We start from the raw sequence: 710 nt of genomic DNA on the forward strand, positions 1-710 counted from the left end.
AGAAGAAACGTTGCTGAGACTGTTCTGAATAATCCCAAGCCAAACGCCACCAATCCACAATGCGCTGTTTCGATGCGTGAAGCTTTTCAGGCGTAGGAACTTTATCGCTTTTATTGAGGTTTTCTTTGGTTGTTGTCGGCAGAAGATTCCATTTGTCGTTATTCGGCCAGTAAGCAAACGGCAAACAATGATCAACATGGTATTCCTGCTTGAGTACCTTACCGCTCCAAACACTTACGATCTCAGTTTGCTCCTTTCTGAGCTGCTCAACACGCTTTCTCACGTCTCGCGTATCGTGGTTATGATCAATCCATACCAAGCAGTCGTGGTAGGTTTGCAATGAAATGTTGCGTTCACGGTTTGTCTCGAAACGCTGCATTTCCATCACCCACTGATTAACGACCAACGGTTCAATCCAAGAGTGGTAGATTCGAAAACATTCCCAAAGGCTCTCATCCAAAGTGAAGTAGCCAAAGCTGGCTAAGAATTCACTGTCTATAACTAAAGAGTTGAGTGACTTTCGACGTTGCGCTGGAGGCAATATCTCGAACAGTTTGTTGTCTTTGGCTCCCTGATAGATAAAAGTGACAGGCCCAGCTTTGATGGTACTTATGGTATGTGAGAACAGTTTCTGTAGCGCTTTCGCTTCTTCTCCTAAAAACATCGCACCAATCGCGAGATCATCGGCACTTAAATGCTTTAACTGATTC

Annotated in this window: 1 protein-coding gene; it reads right to left on the minus strand. The window is 44.5% G+C overall.

The annotated features are described in order from the left end of the window. On the minus strand, nt 1–710 hold a 710-nt coding region (locus KIV40_RS28885; protein ID WP_285352656.1), incomplete at both ends, for an HNH endonuclease domain-containing protein.

The organism is Vibrio sp. D173a, from assembly GCF_030248475.1.